We start from the raw sequence: 357 nt of genomic DNA on the forward strand, positions 1-357 counted from the left end.
CTCAAGTTGCTGCAGCAGTGCCTGAGCCATGCCGTTTAGCTTGAGCTGCCTGAGGGCGTTAATGTTATTGGCTGTCATAATGATTCTCCTTAATGGAAGCTGCCTGGGCCACGGATGTTTTCATGTGTTTGCGGCAAGGTGGGCTGGCTGTCATCTTCCGTTACCAGCGTATCGAGATTGCTTTTCAGGATAGAGGTAATGTTTTTCAGCCGGGTGAGCTGTTTTTGGTTGGCAATAGCGCAAGCACGATTCACGCGTTTCGCCGGATAGCGTCGGGTCAGATTCAGTAAGCCTAAACATGTCCGGTAACCTTGTTGTTCGTGTGCTCTGTCATCCATAACGCGCACCACCCAGGCC

1 pseudogene is annotated in these 357 nt (G+C 51.5%); it reads right to left on the bottom strand.

Features of this window, described 5'->3' with window-relative positions:
• Positions 1-89: 89 nt before the first annotated feature.
• Positions 90-357: pseudogene (locus QWY20_RS18580) on the bottom strand (IS21 family transposase); the annotation flags it as partial.

This window comes from Alkalimonas cellulosilytica, from assembly GCF_036325985.1.
GTDB classification, from domain to species: domain Bacteria; phylum Pseudomonadota; class Gammaproteobacteria; order Enterobacterales; family Alteromonadaceae; genus Alkalimonas; species Alkalimonas cellulosilytica.